The sequence below is a fragment of the Pseudomonas sp. MF5691 genome (assembly GCF_016405645.1).
GTDB classification, from domain to species: domain Bacteria; phylum Pseudomonadota; class Gammaproteobacteria; order Pseudomonadales; family Pseudomonadaceae; genus Aquipseudomonas; species Aquipseudomonas shahriarae.
In genome coordinates, this window is sequence record NZ_JAEKDC010000001.1 from 494,962 (window position 1) to 509,312 (window position 14,351).

The window sequence follows — 14,351 nt, forward strand, 5'->3', positions numbered from 1 at the left end:
CCCGCCCCGGGCAAATGTGGGAAGCGGGGTGTTTTCCAGGGCCAAAAAAAAGAGACCCGAAGGTCTCTTTTTTTACCCGGGTTGCCTCTTACAGGCTGGAAATCCGCGCACGTTGCTCCGCCAGCTTGCCCAACGCCTGTTCGGCCTCGGCCAGCTTGGCGCGTTCCTTGTCGATGACTTCGGCCGGGGCCTTGTCCACGAAGGCTGCATTGGACAGCTTGCCGCCCACGCGCTGCACTTCGCCCTGCAGGCGCAGGATTTCCTTGTCCAGGCGCGCCAGCTCGGCACCTTTGTCGATCAGGCCGGCCATTGGCACCAGCACTTCCATCTCGCCGACCAGTGCGGTGGCAGACAGCGGTGCTTCGGCGCCGTCAGCCAATACGGTGATCGACTCCAGCTTCGCCAGCTTCTTGAGCAGGGCGTCATTCTCGGTGAGACGGCGCTGGTCCTCGGCACTGGCGTTCTTCACGAACACCGCCAAAGGCTTGCCGGGGCCGATGTTCATCTCGGCGCGGATATTGCGCGTGCCGAGCATCAGGGTCTTGAGCCATTCGATATCGCTTTCGGCAGCCTCGTCGATGCGTGCTTCATTGGCCACTGGCCAAGGTTGCAGCATGATGGTCTTGCCTTCGATACCGGCCAGCGGCGCCAGGCGCTGCCAGATTTCTTCGGTGATGAACGGCATGAACGGATGCGCCAGGCGCAACGCCACTTCCAGCACGCGCACCAGGGTGCGACGGGTACCGCGCTGGCGCTCGACCGGCGCGTTCTCGTCCCACAGCACCGGCTTGGAGAGTTCCAGGTACCAGTCGCAATACTGGTTCCAGATGAACTCGTACAAGGCCTGGGCGGCCAGGTCGAAACGGAACTGGTCGAGTTGGCGGGTCACTTCGGTTTCGGTGCGCTGCAGCTGCGAGATGATCCAGCGATCAGCCAGAGACAGCTCATAGGCTTCGCCGTTCTGGCCGCAGTCTTCGCCCTTGTCCAGCACGTAGCGCGCTGCGTTCCAGATCTTGTTGCAGAAGTTGCGATAGCCTTCGACGCGACCCATGTCGAACTTGATGTCGCGACCGGTGGATGCCAGCGAGCAGAAGGTGAAACGCAGGGCGTCGGTGCCGTAGCTGGCGATGCCGTCGGCGAACTCGTCGCGGGTCTGCTTCTCGATCTTTTTCGCCAGCTTTGGCTGCATCAGGCCCGAAGTGCGTTTCTGCACCAGGGTTTCCAGGTCGATGCCGTCGATGATATCCAGCGGGTCCAGGACGTTGCCCTTGGACTTGGACATCTTCTGGCCTTGGCCATCACGCACCAGGCCGTGTACGTACACGGTCTTGAACGGTACCTGCGGGGTGCCGTCTTCATTCTTCACCAAGTGCATGGTGAGCATGATCATCCGGGCAACCCAGAAGAAAATGATGTCGAAGCCGGTGACCAGCACGTCGGTGGAGTGGAATTTTTTCAGGAACTCGGTCTGTTGCGGCCAGCCCAGGGTGGAGAACGTCCACAAGCCCGAGCTGAACCAGGTGTCGAGTACGTCGTTGTCCTGTTGCAACGCGACGTCCGGACCCAGATTGTTCTTGGCGCGTACTTCGGCTTCGTCGCGGCCGACATAGACCTTGCCCGACTCGTCGTACCAGGCCGGAATGCGATGGCCCCACCACAACTGACGGCTGATGCACCAATCCTGGATGTCACGCATCCATGAGAAGTACATGTTTTCGTACTGTTTAGGCACGAACTGGATACGGCCGTCTTCCACAGCCGCGATTGCCGGCTCGGCCAGCGGCTTGGTGGACACGTACCATTGGTCGGTCAGCCACGGCTCGATCACGGTGCCGGAACGGTCGCCTTTTGGCACTTTCAGGGCGTGGTCGTCAACGCTGACCAGCAGGCCAGCGGCGTCGAAGGCGGCAACGATCTGCTTACGCGCTTCGAAACGGTCAAGGCCGGCGTATTCGGCCGGGATCCTGCCGTCGATGCTGTCGTTCAGCGTACCGTCCAGGTTGAACACCTGGCAGGCCGGCAATACGGCGGCGTTCTTGTCGAAGATGTTGAGCAGCGGCAGGTTATGGCGCTTGCCGACTTCATAGTCATTGAAATCGTGGGCCGGGGTGATTTTCACGCAGCCGGTGCCGAATTCAGGGTCGCAGTAGTCGTCCGCGATGATCGGGATGCGGCGGCCTACCAGCGGCAGCTCGACGAACTTGCCGATCAGCGCCTGGTAGCGCTCGTCGTTCGGGTTAACCGCTACGGCAGCGTCGCCGAGCATGGTTTCCGGACGGGTGGTAGCGACGATCAGGTAGTCGTTGCCTTCGGCGGTCTTGGCGCCGTCGGCCAGCGGGTACTTGAGGTTCCACAGGAAACCCTTCTCGTCGTGGTTTTCCACTTCAAGGTCGGAAATCGCTGTGTGCAGCTTGGTGTCCCAGTTGACCAGGCGCTTGCCACGGTAGATCAGGCCATCTTCATGCAGGCGCACGAAGGCTTCCTTGACCGATTCCGACAGGCCATCGTCCATGGTGAAGCGCTCGCGGCTCCAATCCACCGACGAGCCGAGACGACGGATCTGACGGCTGATATTGCCGCCGGAATGGTCTTTCCATTCCCAGATCTTCTCCAGGAACTTCTCGCGCCCCAGGTCGTGACGGTTTTGGCCGGTGGCTTCCAGTTGGCGCTCTACCAGCATCTGGGTGGCGATACCCGCGTGGTCGGTGCCTGGCTGCCACAGGGTGTTGCGGCCCTGCATACGGCGGAAACGGATCAACGCATCCATGATCGCATTGTTGAAGCCATGGCCCATGTGCAGGCTGCCAGTGACGTTCGGCGGCGGAATCATGATGGTGTAGGACTCGCCCGCACCTTGCGGAGCGAAATAATTCTCGGACTCCCAGGTCTGGTACCAGGAAGTTTCAATAGCGTGCGGCTGGTAGGTCTTATCCATGCGCGGCGGGACCCTAGTTGGCATTTATTCAGGAAAGCCGGCAAGTATAACGAGGGATAGGGGAGAGGGCGAGACGAAGAGAGGGGCTAAGGCTGGCGCGGGTCAAATGTAGGAGCGGGCTTGCCCGCTCCTACAGGGGATATCTATGTGGCTTAGGACTGGTACTGGCTAAGCAACCGCTCCATCCGCGCATCCATCCGGCGCTTGATCTCGGTTTCGATATGCGGGGCAAAGTCGTCGATCACGTCCTGCATGATCAATTGCGCAGCGGCGCGCAGTTCGTTGTCCAGGTGCAGCAACAGGGCATCGGGGGCTTTTTCGGCGGCGGGCGCTGCCTGGACGACGGGCGGCTCGACCGGCGCGGCGGCGGCTGGCTTGGCGCCGACCGTATCGAACAGCAGGGGGATCTGTACCTCTTCTGCGACAGTATCGGTCAGCAGCGGCGGTTGCAGGTTGTCATCACCCAGCAACTGGCGGATCGACTCGAGGTCGTCCAGCAGGTGGTCAGACGGTTTTAGCGGATTTGAAGTGTCCATCATGTGCTCAGAGTCGCTGTAATCGGTGATCTTGCAGAGAATAGCCCTGTTCGCGGTAGAAACGGAAACTCTCACGCGCGGCCTGACGAATAGCCGGATCTTCCACCACCACTTCCGCGACCCGGGCAAACCCCTTGGCGAAGGCTGGCACTTTCAGGTCCAGGTTGACCAGCAGGTCATGGTGATCGCCACAACTGTCGCCCACACCCAGCACCACCTGGCTGTCCGGCTCCGATTCTGCGGGGCCGTGGGGCACAAAGCTCTCGCCCTTGAAGCGCCACAGGCGGGCATCGAGGTCGTCACGCTGGGCGGCATCGCTGCAGTGCAGGTAGATGCGGTGGCCCATGCGCCAGGCTTTTTCCGTGAGTTTGCAGGCAAAGTCCAGGCGAGCCGACGGATCGGCGCTGGGCAATATATAGAAGTCGACTTGGGTCATTACATTTCCAGGCAGGCACGCAAAAACCTGTAGGAGCCTGTAAATCGGCTCCTACAGAGTTGCGTTTAGGCTTTGGCGCGATCCAGCAGGTACTGGGTCAGCAACGGCACCGGACGGCCGGTAGCGCCTTTGTCCTTGCCACCGCTGGTCCAGGCGGTGCCGGCGATATCCAGGTGAGCCCAGTTGAAGTTCTTGGCAAAACGCGACAGGAAGCACGCCGCCGTGATGGTGCCGGCCTTTGGCCCGCCAATGTTGGCGATGTCGGCGAACGGGCTGTCCAGTTGCTCCTGGTACTCATCGAACAGGGGCAATTGCCAGGCGCGGTCGTCGGCCGCCTTGCCGGCGCTGAGCAATTGCTCGACCAGCTCGTCGTTGTTGCCCAGCAGGCCCGAGGTGTGGGAACCGAGAGCGACGATGCAGGCGCCGGTCAGGGTGGCGATATCAATCACTGCCTGGGGCTTGAAGCGCTCGGCGTAGGTCAGGGCATCGCACAGCACCAGGCGGCCTTCGGCGTCGGTGTTGAGGATTTCCACGGTCTGGCCGCTCATGGTGGTCACGATATCGCCTGGGCGGGCAGCACCGCCGCTCGGCATATTTTCGGCACAGGCCAGGATGCACACCAGGTTGATCGGCAGCTTGAGCTCCAGCACGGCGCGCAGGGTACCGAACACACTGGCGGCGCCGCCCATGTCGTACTTCATCTCGTCCATGCCGGCACCCGGCTTGAGGCTGATGCCGCCGGTGTCGAAGGTGATGCCTTTACCGACCAGGGCGAACGGTTTGTCGGCCTTCTTGCCGCCGTTGTATTGCATGACGATCAGGCGGGGCGGCTGGTCGCTGCCCTGGCCCACGGCATAGAACGAGCCCATGCCCAGTTCTTTGATCTTCTTCTCGTCGAGGACTTCGACTTTCAGGCCCTTGAATTCTTTGCCCAAGGCCTTGGCCTGTTCACCGAGGTAGGTCGGGTGGCAGATGTTTGGTGGCATATTGCCCAGGTCGCGGGTGAACGCCATGCCCGCAGCGATGGCCTGGGCGTGGGTGGTGGCGCGCTGTACTTCAGCCTGGGCGGCCTTGATGGTCAGCAGGGTGATTTTCTTCAGGGCGCCGGGTTCGGCTTTCTGGCTCTTGAACTGTTCGAACGTGTAACCACCGTCCAGCAGGGTTTCGGCCAACAGGCGGGTCTTGCCGTAGCTGTCGCGGCCCTTGACCACGATTTCGTCCAGCGCCAGTGCCGCATCGCTGCCGCCCAGACCCTTGAGGGTGTTGAGGATGGCGCTGATGATCTTGCGGAACGGGCGGTCGCCCAGTTCGGCATCCTTGCCCACACCCACCAGTAACACGCGGTCGGCTTTGAGGTTCGGCAGGCCTTGCAACAGCAGGCTTTGCCCGACTTTGCCGGCCAGGTCGCCACGCTTGAGCACCGCGCTGATGGCGCCACCGCTCAGTTTATCGACTTGTTTGGCGGCCGCGCCGAGCTTGCGGCCTTCGCCGATGGCGACCACGAGGGTGGCGGTCTTCAACGTTTCGGGGCTAACGCTTTTTACAACCAATTCCATGTTCGGGTCCCTTATATAAGGTCAAAGAGCCTGGAGTCTGTACTCCGGCCTGTGGGCTGGGCCGCCTGTAGACGGCCGCGACAAAGCCCGCAGTTTGTACCGCGCCGCCCGAGCCTGACAACCCTTGACGCCAGCTTTGTGCATGGGTGTGAGCAAGCTCCGTGACAGGCGCGGACAATCACAGGATAATGCGCCATCTTTTTCGCCGGCCCGTGTCAACGGGGCGACTTGATATGCTTGCTTGTTTGGCCGCCTTAGCCTGACAACCCTGGAGTGTCTGGTTTGATCGTCTTCCGTTATCTGTCCCGCGAAGTTCTGCTGACCCTGAGTGCCGTAAGTGCGGTACTGCTGGTCATCATCATGAGTGGTCGTTTCGTCAAATACCTGGCCCAGGCCGCCTCGGGTGCCCTGGATCCAGGCTCGTTGTTCCTGATCATGGGGTTCCGCCTGCCTGGCTTCTTGCAACTGATCCTGCCCCTGGGCCTGTTTCTCGGGATCCTGCTGGCCTATGGCCGGCTCTACCTCGAAAGCGAGATGACCGTGCTGTCGGCCACCGGCATGAGCCAGCAGCGTCTGCTGGCCATGACCATGGTCCCGGCCACCGGCGTAGCGCTGGTGGTGGCCTGGCTGAGCCTGAGCCTGGCGCCCCAGGGCGCCATGCAATTTCAGCTGGTGCTCAACAAACAGGACGCGATGACCGAGTTCGACACCCTCGAACCGGGGCGCTTCCAGGCGCTCAACGACGGCACCCGCGTGACCTACACCGAGCGCATGACCGACGATCGGGCCAACCTCGGCGGTGTGTTCATCTCCGAGAAGCGCCTGGGCCAGGACAAGAAAGACCGAGGCATTTCCGTGCTGGTGGCCGATAGCGGGCGCCAGGAAGTGCGTCCGGACGGCAGCCGCTACCTGATCCTGGAAAACGGCTACCGCTACGACGGCAGCCCCGGCCAGGCCGACTACCGTGCCATCAAGTACGACACCTACGGGGTCATGCTGGCCCGGCCGGATGTGAGCAACGAGGTCACCGACCGCGATGCCATCCCGACCTCAGCCCTGATCGGCAGCAAGCAACTGCGCTCGATTGCCGAGCTGCAATGGCGTATTTCCCTGCCACTGCTGGTGTTTATCGTCACCTTGATGGCGGTGCCGCTGTCCCGGGTCAACCCGCGCCAGGGCCGCTTCCTCAAGCTGCTGCCGGCGATCCTGCTGTACATGGCCTACCTGACCATCCTGATTTCCGCCCGTGGCTCCCTGGAGAAGGGCAAGCTGTCGCCGACCCTGGGGCTGTGGTGGGTCCACGGCATCTTCCTGGTAATTGGCCTGGGCCTGCTGTATTGGGAACCGATTCGCTTGAAAATGCAGAGCCGTCGCGGCATGAAGGAGATGGCTCGTGGGTAAGTTGGATCGCTACATCGGTAGCAGCGTACTGGTCGCCATCCTGGCGGTATTGGGCATCATCCTCGGCCTGGCGTCGTTGTTTGCCTTCATTGATGAAGTGGGCAACGTCACCGATACCTATACGGTCACTGACGTACTGAGCTACGTGGCGCTGACCGCGCCGCGCCGGCTCTACGACATGATGCCGATGGCCGCACTGATCGGCTGCCTGATCGGCCTGGGCAGCCTGGCCAGCAACAGCGAGCTGACCATCATGCGCGCCGCGGGGGTGTCCATTGCCCGTATCGTCTGGGCGGTGATGAAACCCATGCTGCTGCTGATGGCCACCAGCGTATTGATCGGCGAATACGTGGCGCCACCGGCGGAAACCACCGCCCAGGCCAACCGTGCGCTGGCCCAGGGCTCGGGCGACGCGCAGAGCTCCAAGCGGGGCCTGTGGCACCGCCAGGGCGATGAATTTATCCACATCAACGCCGTGCAACCCGGTGGCCTGCTGGTGGGTGTGACCCGCTATCGCTTTGATGAAGAGCGCCACATGCTGTCGTCGAGCTTTGCCAAACGGGCACAGTTCAATGACAACCAGTGGGTGCTGAGCGATGTCACCACTACCCATTTCCGCAACCCCGGCAAAGGCACCGAGGCCAGCACCGAGGTGATCAACGAGCCGACACAGACCTGGGACATCGCCCTCAAACCGGAACTGCTCAATACCGTGGTGATGATCCCGGAAAGCCTGCCGATCTCCGGTTTGTGGAGCTACATCCACTACCTCAAGGACCAGGGCCTGAACAACGGCCGCTACTGGCTGGCATTTTGGGTCAAGGTGTTGCAGCCGGTGGTGACCGCTGCCCTGGTGCTGATGGCGATTTCGTTTATTTTCGGCCCGTTGCGCTCGGTAACCCTGGGCCAGCGGGTATTTACCGGGGTATTGGTCGGCTTCACCTTCCGCATTGCCCAGGACCTGCTGGGGCCGTCGAGCCTGGTATTCGGCTTCTCGCCGCTGTTTGCGGTGCTGGTGCCGACCGGCATCTGTGCCCTGGCCGGGTTCTGGCTGCTGCGGCGGGCCGGTTGATCCGCGGTTGTTGAATAAAAAATGCCCCATTCGCAAGAACGGGGCATTTTTGTTATTGGTCGTCAAAGATGACGTCTGGCCTGAGCATCAGGTACAATTCCCGGCTATTTTTCAGCGGGCAATCTGCCTGCAGCCTTTTTGAGTGTTGATCCGTGAGTGATTTGAGTCATATCCGCAATTTCTCCATCATCGCCCACATTGACCATGGTAAGTCGACGCTGGCCGATCGATTCATCCAGATGTGCGGCGGCCTTGCCGAGCGTGAAATGGAAGCCCAGGTCCTGGACTCCATGGACCTCGAACGCGAGCGCGGGATCACCATCAAGGCCCACAGCGTTACCCTGTACTACACCGCCAAAGACGGTATCAAGTACCAGCTGAACTTCATTGACACCCCGGGCCACGTCGACTTCACCTACGAAGTCAGCCGTTCCCTGGCCGCCTGCGAAGGCGCGCTGTTGGTGGTGGACGCGGGGCAGGGCGTTGAAGCCCAGTCCGTGGCCAACTGCTACACCGCGATCGAGCAGGGCCTGGAAGTCATGCCGGTGCTGAACAAGATCGACCTGCCACAGGCCGATCCGGACCGTGTGAAGGAAGAAATCGAAAAAATCATCGGCATTGACGCCACCGACGCCGTCGAGTGCAGCGCCAAGACCGGCCTGGGTGTCGACGAAGTGCTCGAGCGCCTGGTCAAGACCATTCCTGCGCCAACCGGTAACTACGAAGATCCGCTGCAAGCGTTGATCATCGACTCCTGGTTCGACAACTACCTGGGCGTTGTGTCCCTGGTACGCGTGCGCCATGGCCGGGTGAAGAAGGGCGACAAGATTCTGGTCAAGTCCACCGGCAAGATCCACCTGGTGGACAGCGTCGGTGTATTCAACCCCAAGCACACCGCTACCACTGATCTGAAAGCCGGTGAAGTAGGCTTCATCATCGCCGGTATCAAGGACATCCACGGTGCGCCGGTCGGTGACACCCTGACCTTGAGCTCGACGCCTGATGTTGACGTGCTGCCAGGCTTCAAGCGCATCCAGCCCCAGGTCTACGCCGGCCTGTTCCCGGTCAGCTCCGATGACTTCGAGGATTTCCGCGAAGCCCTGCAAAAGCTGACCCTCAACGACTCGTCGTTGCAGTACACCCCGGAAAGCTCCGACGCCCTGGGCTTCGGCTTCCGCTGCGGGTTCCTGGGCATGCTGCACATGGAAATCATCCAGGAGCGCCTGGAGCGCGAGTACGACCTGGACCTGATCACCACCGCGCCAACCGTTATTTTTGAGCTGGCGCTGAAAACCGGTGAAACGATTTACGTCGACAACCCGTCCAAGCTGCCGGATCTGTCGTTGATCGAAGACATGCGCGAACCGATCGTGCGCGCCAATATTCTTGTGCCGCAGGAACACCTGGGCAACGTCATTACCCTGTGTATCGAAAAGCGTGGCGTGCAGCACGACATGCTGTTCCTCGGTACCCAGGTCCAAGTGACCTACGATTTGCCGATGAACGAAGTGGTCCTGGACTTCTTTGACCGTCTCAAATCCACCAGTCGCGGCTATGCTTCGCTGGATTACCATTTCGACCGTTATCAATCGGCCAATCTGGTGAAGCTCGATGTGCTGATCAACGGCGACAAGGTCGATGCCCTGGCGCTGATCGTGCACAAGGATAATGCGCACTACAAAGGTCGCCAGTTGACCGAGAAGATGAAGGAACTGATTCCGCGCCAGATGTTCGACGTTGCGATCCAGGCCGCCATTGGCGGGCAGATCATTGCGCGGACCTCCGTCAAGGCTCTCAGAAAGAACGTACTGGCCAAATGCTATGGCGGCGACGTCAGCCGTAAGCGCAAGCTGCTTGAGAAGCAAAAGGCCGGTAAAAAACGCATGAAGCAAGTGGGTAACGTGGAAATTCCACAAGAAGCCTTCCTTGCGGTGCTCAGGTTGGATAGTTAGGTCCTATGTCACTAAATTTCCCGCTGTTGCTGGTCATCGCCGTTGCCGTCTGTGGCTTCCTGGCGCTGCTCGATCTGCTGTTCTTCGCCCCGCGTCGCCGGGCGGCCATCGCGTCCTATCAGGGCAGCGTCAGCCAGCCCGATGGCGTGGTGATCGAGAAGCTGAACAAAGAGCCCCTGCTGGTTGAATACGGCAAGTCGTTCTTCCCGGTGTTGTTCATCGTGCTGGTGCTGCGCTCGTTTCTGGTAGAGCCGTTCCAGATTCCTTCGGGTTCGATGAAGCCAACCCTGGATGTGGGCGACTTTATCCTGGTGAACAAGTTTTCCTACGGGATCCGCTTGCCGGTGATCGACAAGAAAATCATCGAGGTGGGTGATCCGCAGCGCGGCGATGTGATGGTGTTCCGCTACCCAAGCGACCCGAACGTCAACTACATCAAGCGTGTGGTCGGCCTGCCGGGTGACGTGATTCGCTACACCAGCGACAAACGCCTGCTCGTCAATGGCGAGTCGGTGGCTGAGAAACTCATCGGTGCCGAGCCTAATACCCTGGGCAGCGCCGAGCTGTACGAGGAAAAACTCGGGGCGGTAGAGCACCAGATCCGCAAGGAAATGAGCCGCTACCGTTCGCCGCCCGACAACCAGTGGACCGTGCCTGCCGGGCACTACTTCATGATGGGCGACAACCGCGACAACTCCAACGACAGCCGCTACTGGGATGATCCAAGCATTCCCAAGGAGCTGCTGGGCATGGTTCCGGACCAGAATATCGTCGGCAAGGCCTTCGCGGTCTGGATGAGCTGGCCCGAACCCAAACTCAGCCACCTGCCGAACTTCTCGCGGGTGGGGCTGATCAAGTAATCCATGCGGCGCTGTGAACACAGCGCCGAATGCTTTTCTGGGGCTTGGACATTGGTCCGGCCTCGAGCGATACGCAGCATTGCCAGGATTTGAATTTGAACACAGCGTTAATCGTCGATGGCCTTTGCCGCCACGTACTGAAAGTAGGTAAACCGTGAGCGTTTCTTTGAGTCGTCTTGAGCGTCAGCTCGGCTACACCTTCAAGGACCAGGAATTGATGGTCCTTGCCCTCACACATCGCAGTTTTGCCGGGCGCAACAATGAACGCCTGGAATTCCTCGGTGATGCCATTCTCAACTTCGCCGCGGGCGAAGCCTTGTTCAACCGCTTCCCCCTGGCCCGTGAAGGCCAGCTGTCGCGCCTGCGTGCGCGCCTGGTGAAAGGCGAGACCCTGGCCGTACTGGCCCGTGGTTTTGACCTGGGCGAGTACCTGCGCCTGGGGTCCGGCGAGTTGAAAAGCGGCGGTTTCCGTCGCGAGTCGATCCTGGCCGATGCCCTGGAAGCCCTGATCGGCGCGATCTATCTCGATGCCGGGATGGAAGTGGCCAAGGAGCGGGTCATGGCCTGGCTGGCGTCGGAAATCGACAGCCTGACCCTGGTGGATACCAACAAGGATCCCAAGACCCGCCTGCAGGAATTTTTGCAGTCGCGCGGCTGCGAACTGCCACGCTACGAAGTGGTGGATATCCAGGGTGAGCCGCATTGCCGTGTGTTCTTCGTCGAATGCGAAGTCACCTTATTGAACGAAAAAAGCCGAGGTCAGGGTGTGAGCCGTCGTATTGCCGAACAGGTAGCGGCCGCTGCAGCACTGATTGCCCTGGGCGTGGAGAATGGCCATGACTGATTCAACCGCAACACGCTGTGGCTATGTTGCCATCGTCGGCCGTCCCAACGTGGGCAAGTCCACGCTGCTCAACCACATCCTCGGGCAGAAGCTGGCGATCACCTCGCGCAAGCCGCAGACCACCCGCCACAACATGCTGGGCATCAAGACCGAAGGCAACGTGCAAGCGGTCTACGTCGACACCCCGGGCATGCACAAAGGCGGCGAGAAAGCCCTGAACCGCTACATGAACAAGACCGCTTCGGCGGCGTTGAAAGACGTCGACGTGGTGATCTTCGTGGTTGACCGCACCAAGTGGACCGATGAAGACCAGATGGTGCTGGAGCGTGTGCAGTACGTCACCGGCCCTTTGATCGTCGCGCTGAACAAGACCGACCGCATCGAAGACAAAGCCGAGCTGATGCCGCACCTGAGCTGGTTGCAGGAACAACTGCCGAACGCCCAGATCATGCCGATCTCGGCCCAGCACGGGCACAACCTCGAAGCCCTGGAGCGGGTGATCGCCGGCTACCTGCCGGAGAACGAGCACTTCTTCCCGGAAGACCAGATTACCGACCGCAGCAGCCGCTTCCTCGCCGCTGAACTGGTACGCGAGAAAATCATGCGCCAGATGGGCGCCGAGCTGCCGTACCAGATCACCGTGGAAATCGAAGAGTTCAAGCAGCAGGGCAAGACCCTGCATATCCATGCGCTGATCCTCGTCGAACGTGACGGCCAGAAGAAAATCATCATTGGCGACAAGGGCGAGCGCATCAAGCGCATCGGCACCGAGGCGCGCAAGGACATGGAATTGCTGTTCGATTCCAAGATCATGCTTAACCTGTGGGTGAAGGTTAAGGGTGGCTGGTCCGATGATGAGCGTGCACTGCGCTCCCTGGGCTACGGCGACCTGTAATCAGCCTTTAGTAACACCGCAGGACAAAATGTGGGAGCGGGCTTGCTCGCGAATGCAATGGATCAGTCACCAGATGCTTTGGCTGACCCACCGCATTCGCGAGCAAGCCCGCTCCCACATTGGATAGTCGTTGTTTTCCAGACCGTGTTCCCGCAGCGAGAACCCCATGTCCCCAACCCCACCCCCCAGCCAACCCGCCTACGTCCTGCACAGCCGCGCCTACCGCGAGACCAGCGCCCTGGTGGACTTCCTCACGCCCCAGGGCCGGCTGCGCGCGGTGTTGCGCAGTGCGCGGGGCAAGGCGGGCACGCTGGCGCGGCCATTCGTGGCCCTGGACGTGGAGTTTCGCGGCAAGGGCGAGCTGAAAAACGTCGGCCGCCTGGAAAGCATCGGCACCTCGGCCTGGCTCAATGGCGAGGCGCTGTTCAGCGGCCTCTACCTCAATGAACTGCTGATCCGCCTGCTGCCCGCCGAAGACCCGCACCCCGCGGTGTTCGATCACTACGCTGCGACCCTGCTGGCCCTGGCCGAAGGCCGCCCCCTGGAGCCGCTGTTGCGTGCTTTCGAGTGGCGTCTGCTCGACGACCTGGGCTACGGTTTTGAACTGAGCAACGACCTGCACGGCGAGCCCATCGCCAGCGACGGCATGTACCGCCTGCAGGTGGATGCAGGCCTGGAGCGCGTCTACCTGCTGCAACCCGGCCTGTTCCAGGGCACCGAGTTGCTGGCCATGGCCGACGCCGACTGGAGCGCCCCCGGTGCCTTGTCTGCGGCCAAGCGCTTGATGCGCCAGGCCCTGGCCGTGCATCTGGGCGGTCGGCCGCTGGTCAGTCGCGAGTTGTTTCGAAAGCCCTGACATCCCCGTGTATGCTGTGCGCCGATTCTTTCCCTTTTCAGGAGCGCTTCCGTGACCACCAGCAATCGCATTCTTCTTGGCGTCAACATCGACCACGTCGCCACCCTGCGCCAGGCCCGGGGCACTCGCTACCCTGATCCGGTCAAGGCCGCGCTGGATGCCGAAGAAGCCGGCGCCGACGGGATCACCGTGCACCTGCGCGAAGACCGCCGGCACATCCAGGAGCGCGACGTACTGGTGCTCAAGGATGTGCTGCAAACGCGCATGAACTTCGAAATGGGCATCACCGAAGAAATGATGGCCTTCGCCGAGCGCATCCGTCCGGCGCATATCTGCCTGGTCCCGGAAACCCGCCAGGAACTCACCACCGAAGGCGGCCTGGATGTCGCCGGCCAGGAAGCGCGGATCAAGGCGGCGGTCGAGCGCCTGTCGCAGATCGGCAGTGAAGTCTCGCTGTTTATCGACGCCGACGAACGGCAGATCGAAGCCTCGCGCCGCGTGGGCGCCCCGGCCATCGAGTTGCACACCGGCCGCTACGCCGATGCCACCACCCCCACCGAAGTGGCCGAAGAACTGCAGCGCATCATCGACGGCGTGGCCTGTGGCCTGCGCGAGGGCCTGATCGTCAACGCCGGCCATGGCCTGCACTACCACAACGTCGAAGCCGTGGCGGCGATCAAGGGCATCAACGAACTGAACATCGGCCACGCGCTGGTGGCGCACGCGCTGTTCGTCGGTTTCAAAGGAGCGGTTGCCGAAATGAAAGCGCTGATCCTGGCTGCCGCCAAGCCCTAATCAACGCCAAAGATTCAACGTGGCGCGGGCTTGTGTGGGAGCGGGCTTGCCCGCGATAAGGGCGTTTCAGTCGATACCTCTATTGACTGACACAGCGCTATCGCGGGCAAACCCGCTCCCACACAAGCTTGCTCCCACATAAGGCCTTTCCCACATGCGGCAATGCGAAGCCTTACTGTTTAGCCGGCAGGGGTGTATCGTATTTGCCCTTTG

The 14,351-nt window shown here is 61.2% G+C and carries 12 protein-coding genes; 8 read left to right on the plus strand and 4 right to left on the minus strand.

Annotated features, from left to right (window positions below; genetic code table 11):
* Positions 1-88: 88 nt before the first annotated feature.
* From JFT44_RS02345 to JFT44_RS02360, 4 genes are all read right to left on the minus strand, one after another.
* Positions 89-2,935 (minus strand): valine--tRNA ligase, encoded by a 2,847-nt coding sequence (locus tag JFT44_RS02345; protein WP_120734106.1) that lies wholly within the window; start codon positions 2,933-2,935, stop codon positions 89-91.
* A gap of 152 nt (positions 2,936-3,087) precedes the next feature.
* Complete coding sequence (locus JFT44_RS02350) at positions 3,088-3,471, minus strand: hypothetical protein (protein WP_057958551.1); 384 nt, start codon at positions 3,469-3,471, stop codon at positions 3,088-3,090.
* Between the two features lie 7 nt (positions 3,472-3,478).
* A complete protein-coding gene (locus JFT44_RS02355) occupies positions 3,479-3,907 on the minus strand; it encodes a DNA polymerase III subunit chi (RefSeq protein ID WP_057438270.1) in 429 nt (142 codons plus the stop codon).
* 65 nt (positions 3,908-3,972) lie between these two features.
* Complete coding sequence (locus tag JFT44_RS02360) at positions 3,973-5,463, minus strand: leucyl aminopeptidase (protein ID WP_198830315.1); 1,491 nt, start codon at positions 5,461-5,463, stop codon at positions 3,973-3,975.
* A 282-nt stretch (positions 5,464-5,745) separates the two neighbouring features.
* On the opposite strand from JFT44_RS02360, the gene lptF reads away from it, so the two are divergent.
* The 8 genes from lptF (at position 5,746) to pdxJ (ending at position 14,138) form a co-directional block, all read left to right on the plus strand.
* The gene (gene lptF / locus JFT44_RS02365) at positions 5,746-6,864 is read left to right on the plus strand and encodes an LPS export ABC transporter permease LptF (protein ID WP_057958552.1); all 1,119 of its coding nucleotides are present in this window, start codon (positions 5,746-5,748) and stop codon (positions 6,862-6,864) included.
* Positions 6,857-7,936: an LPS export ABC transporter permease LptG gene (gene lptG, locus JFT44_RS02370; protein WP_186625887.1), complete on the plus strand. Its 1,080-nt coding sequence runs from the start codon at positions 6,857-6,859 to the stop codon at positions 7,934-7,936. Before lptF ends, lptG begins: the two co-directional genes overlap by 8 nt.
* Positions 7,937-8,088: 152 nt before the next feature.
* On the plus strand, positions 8,089-9,888 hold the full coding sequence (gene lepA, locus JFT44_RS02375; RefSeq protein ID WP_198830316.1) for a translation elongation factor 4: 1,800 nt from the start codon (positions 8,089-8,091) through the stop codon (positions 9,886-9,888).
* Between the two features lie 5 nt (positions 9,889-9,893).
* Positions 9,894-10,748, plus strand: coding sequence for a signal peptidase I (gene lepB / locus JFT44_RS02380; protein WP_057958554.1), 855 nt, complete (start codon positions 9,894-9,896; stop codon positions 10,746-10,748).
* A 154-nt stretch (positions 10,749-10,902) separates the two neighbouring features.
* The gene (gene rnc / locus JFT44_RS02385; protein WP_029297476.1) at positions 10,903-11,592 is read left to right on the plus strand and encodes a ribonuclease III; all 690 of its coding nucleotides are present in this window, start codon (positions 10,903-10,905) and stop codon (positions 11,590-11,592) included.
* On the plus strand, positions 11,585-12,487 hold the full coding sequence (gene era / locus JFT44_RS02390; protein ID WP_029297473.1) for a GTPase Era: 903 nt from the start codon (positions 11,585-11,587) through the stop codon (positions 12,485-12,487). Before rnc ends, era begins: the two co-directional genes overlap by 8 nt.
* Positions 12,488-12,653: 166 nt before the next feature.
* The gene (gene recO / locus JFT44_RS02395) at positions 12,654-13,343 is read left to right on the plus strand and encodes a DNA repair protein RecO (RefSeq protein WP_057438280.1); all 690 of its coding nucleotides are present in this window, start codon (positions 12,654-12,656) and stop codon (positions 13,341-13,343) included.
* Between the two features lie 51 nt (positions 13,344-13,394).
* Positions 13,395-14,138, plus strand: coding sequence for a pyridoxine 5'-phosphate synthase (gene pdxJ, locus JFT44_RS02400; protein ID WP_057438282.1), 744 nt, complete (start codon positions 13,395-13,397; stop codon positions 14,136-14,138).
* Positions 14,139-14,351 lie beyond the last annotated feature (213 nt).

Excerpts from the sequence above, each read along its gene's own strand:
- JFT44_RS02345 (WP_120734106.1), bottom strand. The coding sequence starts at position 2,935 with ATGGATAAGACCTACCAGCCGCACGCTATTGAAACTTCCTGGTACCAG.
- JFT44_RS02350 (WP_057958551.1), bottom strand. The coding sequence starts at position 3,471 with ATGGACACTTCAAATCCGCTAAAACCGTCTGACCACCTGCTGGACGAC.
- JFT44_RS02355 (WP_057438270.1), bottom strand. The coding sequence starts at position 3,907 with ATGACCCAAGTCGACTTCTATATATTGCCCAGCGCCGATCCGTCGGCT.
- JFT44_RS02360 (WP_198830315.1), bottom strand. The coding sequence starts at position 5,463 with ATGGAATTGGTTGTAAAAAGCGTTAGCCCCGAAACGTTGAAGACCGCC.
- lepB (WP_057958554.1), top strand. The coding sequence starts at position 9,894 with ATGTCACTAAATTTCCCGCTGTTGCTGGTCATCGCCGTTGCCGTCTGT.
- era (WP_029297473.1), top strand. The coding sequence starts at position 11,585 with ATGACTGATTCAACCGCAACACGCTGTGGCTATGTTGCCATCGTCGGC.
- recO (WP_057438280.1), top strand. The coding sequence starts at position 12,654 with ATGTCCCCAACCCCACCCCCCAGCCAACCCGCCTACGTCCTGCACAGC.